Here is a 3,777-nt window from a genome sequence, read left to right on the forward strand (position 1 = left end):
AGGTACTGGAATAATAATGAATCCTCCTGTATTTATTGTTTTAAGCACTGCCTAGCCCTTAACTGAACCGTATTGGGTCAAAGCCTGCTAAAGTGCTAGCGATAGCTACACCTTCTGGACCTGAGCAGTTTTTTGCAGAAGTAGGTCAGCTAGTGAACCTGCCAATGAACCCTGAACAAGAGCGCAATCAAAACCGCCCCCCTAGTCCCGCCGACATCGAAAAAGCTGTTGAAATCGCTTCGACGAAGTATGGAATAAAATTTCCCATATCCTGATTGCCTAAAAGCATCGAGCCAGAGGAGTTCTTAGCTTGCCGAGTGGGATCTGCGCTAGCTCTTTCAGAGCCGCTCCGCTAACGCAGCAGCGCTTCGCTATCGCAAATACTGCATCAATAAGACAAGCTTTTCGTCGAGCGTAGCAGGGACGATCGGATCATCTACCTGAATCGCCATCAGAAATTTCTGGTAGGTTTCAATTTTCTCTTACTGCCAACTCAATGCCAACAACATTAGAACAAGCTATGAACATTAACTCACGGACGGATGTTTTTGATGTCATCATCGTCGGTGGCGGTCCATCAGGGTTGACTGCTGCCCTGATGCTCGGACGAGCGTGCAAGCGGGTTTTGGTTTGCGATGCTGGAAAGCCACGCAATCAAGAGGCTCATGCGGCTCATGGTTTCTTTTCTAGAGATGGAATTTCACCTGCACAACTGCTGCAAATTGGGCGGGAGCAATTAGATCCTTATGATGGTGTGGAAATTCAAGTCGGTGAAGTGGTCAATGCTGAAAAATTCGACGATTACTTTCAGATAACCCTGAGCGATGGCAAAGAATTTATCGGGCGCAAACTGCTGTTAGCCACGGGTATGAAAGATACGCTTCCGGCAATTGATGGATTTGCAGAACTTTGGGGTGGCAGCGTTTTCCACTGTCCTTACTGTCATGGTTGGGAAGTGCGAGATCAACCTTTAGCCATTTATGGCAAAGGTGAGGTAGCCCTTGAAATGACATTCATGCTGACCAGTTGGAGTCGTGATTTAGTGCTCTGTTCCGATGGTGCTGCTGAATTAAGTGATGAGCAACGACAGCAGTTATCAAATTGGGGCGTTCAGATACGCGAAGAAAAAATTGCTCGACTCGAACATCAAGATGGCAAACTAACCGGAATTGTCTTTACGAACAATGAAGTGCTGCCTCGTCGCGGTATACTGCTGCGTCCGCGATCATATCAGCGCAGCCATTTAGCCACACAGTTAGGCTGTGAAATTGGCAGCGATGACATTGTACAAGTAGATGAGAATAAGCAAACCTCAATTCCTGGAATTTATGCGGTGGGTGATTCGTCTAGCCCCTATTCACAGATTGGCGTAGCGGTAACGAGTGGAACGATCGCTGGCGTTTCCATCAATCGCACTTTGACTGAAGAAAATTTGGTTTAGTTCGCTCCTTGCTGCATCTTAACTAACATCTTGCATTAGGAGGTTAACTTGATGAGAATCAACAACGATCCCAGACCTAAACAGGTAGAAACGGATCACTACCTGGACTACTCCAATCGAGATGATGTCTTGACTGTAGTTTAGACTAAAAAATCAGTGCTGCTAAAAGTAGCAGCCTTTTAGCAGAAGGCAAGCTGTTGCTCAAAAACTCAAGAGGTAGAAGATTAAACAGCTAATTTTGAAGACTTTTTCCGTCGAGAAACCCGTTTTTTAACAGTGGGATAGCACGGTGCCTTAGTACGTACCTTTCCTTTTTCCCAACCAGGGGATTTTCCCCTATGTTTAGGCACTGTAGCGGGAGTACCAATGTCAACTAAAACCGACAACATTGATTGGGCAACACGTCCAGGAGTTAAATTAATCGTAGCAGATTGCCTGCAGAAGTCGATTTTCCAGAACTAAATCCCTAGCCAGCCAGAGTTGCCAACTCATCAATGGCATTAAATCACTCCAGCGCTCTGATTGTTCGGGAGTTCTCAAGTTAGGCAATGTCCAATGCAATCGTTGCTTAACAAATCTATACCAATCAGGATTTAGGCAAGTCAGCTCACACACTTCTGTTGAGTTCTGGCACTTGGAGCATCATATTGCTGATTAAAAAGGTAGTGTGGTTATTCGCTTGGTTGCGGGTGCGATCTGCTGGCGGTGCAATGTGTCCTCGGTCGTAGCCGCTTCCCGTGTAGTCGTTGGGGCGGACTTTGTACCAAGTATCTGGGAGGGAATCATCGGGCATTGGTGACAAGTTAAGGAAAAAAGAGGTTTGTCAAGGGGGAACTATCCTTGAGGGAAAAAATGTGTGAAACTCAGACGGGACAAGTCATTGAGGCACAGTGAGTCCCCATGAGCCGAAACCGAAAAACCAACAGAGACCATGCCAAGAACAGCCAACGACCGATGGTCGAAGACGAAGTGGCCGCTGCCCAACTCGAAGCCTTGGTCACACCCGCCATTACCTTCCTGTGAAAATTACTACCGCCGACTGGGGTTGAGAGACCGGATACTCAACCTACCATTGATGGTGGCAGCGCTCCTGACTCTACTGTGGCGAGATGTGGCAGGAGTCCGGGAATTAAGTCGCATCTTAGGAAGAGAAGGTTTTTTATGATGTCCCCCCACACAGGTAAGTCAACAAGCTCTTTCTCAAAGATTTTTGACCTGGACGGCCGAGTTATTCGAGAGAGTTTTCAAAGAATTGTTGCCTCATCTGAGACAGGCTTGGTGCTCACGAACTCGCCGTCTTGAACCCGAAAGTACACAGTTTGCCCGTCGCTGCTTTGAGCAGATTTGGATCGCCGACAGTTCAACCCTAGAAGCTCTATTTCGGAAACTCAAAAGTTTAGAAACTCTCCCCAAAGGTCAATTAGCCGGAAAGATGACAGTAGTCATGGATTTAATCACCCGCTTGCCAATCGAGATTGGATTTGACGAAAATCCCAGAGCCTCGGACACCTCCTGGGAGAAAGACCTGTTAGCATTAGTCAAACCCCAGACCTTACTGCTACTAGATAGAGGGTTCTATCACTTTCAATTTTGGCATCAATTGAGAGAACAAGGCGTGGATTTAATTACCAGACTCAAAAAACGAGCGACGATACAAGTCGAGGCCGTGTTGACCAACAGCTATAGTCTGCGAGACCGCCGAGTGCGTCTGGGTTCGGGAACGAAAAAGACTCCATTTATCACCTTACGTTTGATAGAAGTGCGTTCGGGGAACACCTGGCATTCTTACCTGACCTCTGTACTCGACCCAGCCATTCTCCCCCCCTATGTGGTGGCGGATTTGTACCGACGGCGCTGGCGGATTGAAGAGGCATTTAACGTAGTAAAACGGCTGTTAGGACTCAGTTATTTATGGACGGGTTCCCTGAATGGCATCAAGTTACAGATTTGGGGAACTTGGCTGTTTTATGGCTTGTTGGTAGATTTAGGAGATGCCGTGGCTGACGAGATGTCCCTGGAATTTGAGAGCATTTCTTTGGAGATGATTTATCGAGGTCTGTATCATTTTCAAGTGGCTCATCACAAGGGATTAGCTGCTGACCCCGTGAAGTATTTTGCCGCTCCGGAAAATCGAGATTTAGGGATTGTCAAAGCTCAACGAAAACCCAAGGTTAAGTTGATTATCGCTCCCTTTCCCCAGACCGTCCGCACTGGGGAACCCTTGTTCTTTGAGCCACCACCGAAAATTCCCTTGACAACGGCAGGGTAAGAGCATCTCAATTAGGCTTGACACAAGGACTCAGAAGAATCTAATGTAGGGTCAAGAAAACAAGAAA

The 3,777-nt window shown here is 47.0% G+C and carries 2 protein-coding genes and 1 pseudogene; 2 read left to right on the plus strand and 1 reads right to left on the minus strand.

Translation table 11 applies throughout. From position 1 onward, the window contains the following. Positions 1-496 precede the first annotated feature (496 nt). Entirely contained in the window at positions 497-1,441 is a 945-nt protein-coding gene (locus QUA47_RS30350; protein ID WP_333433552.1) for an NAD(P)/FAD-dependent oxidoreductase, read from the plus strand. Between the two features lie 607 nt (positions 1,442-2,048). Here QUA47_RS30350 and QUA47_RS30355 read toward each other — a convergent pair. Continuing rightward, complete coding sequence (locus tag QUA47_RS30355; protein ID WP_333433553.1) at positions 2,049-2,234, minus strand: DNA/RNA non-specific endonuclease; 186 nt, start codon at positions 2,232-2,234, stop codon at positions 2,049-2,051. 161 nt (positions 2,235-2,395) lie between these two features. Here QUA47_RS30355 and QUA47_RS30360 point away from each other — a divergent pair. Then, positions 2,396-3,710: pseudogene (locus QUA47_RS30360) on the plus strand (IS4 family transposase). Positions 3,711-3,777 lie beyond the last annotated feature (67 nt).

It is taken from the genome of Microcoleus sp. MON2_D5, assembly GCF_036701905.1.
GTDB lineage: Bacteria > Cyanobacteriota > Cyanobacteriia > Cyanobacteriales > Microcoleaceae > Microcoleus.

What these genes read in the sequence shown, in the direction of transcription:
- QUA47_RS30350 (WP_333433552.1), top strand. Translation starts at nt 497, where the DNA reads ATGCCAACAACATTAGAACAAGCTATGAACATTAACTCACGGACGGAT.
- QUA47_RS30355 (WP_333433553.1), bottom strand. Translation starts at nt 2,234, where the DNA reads ATGCCCGATGATTCCCTCCCAGATACTTGGTACAAAGTCCGCCCCAAC.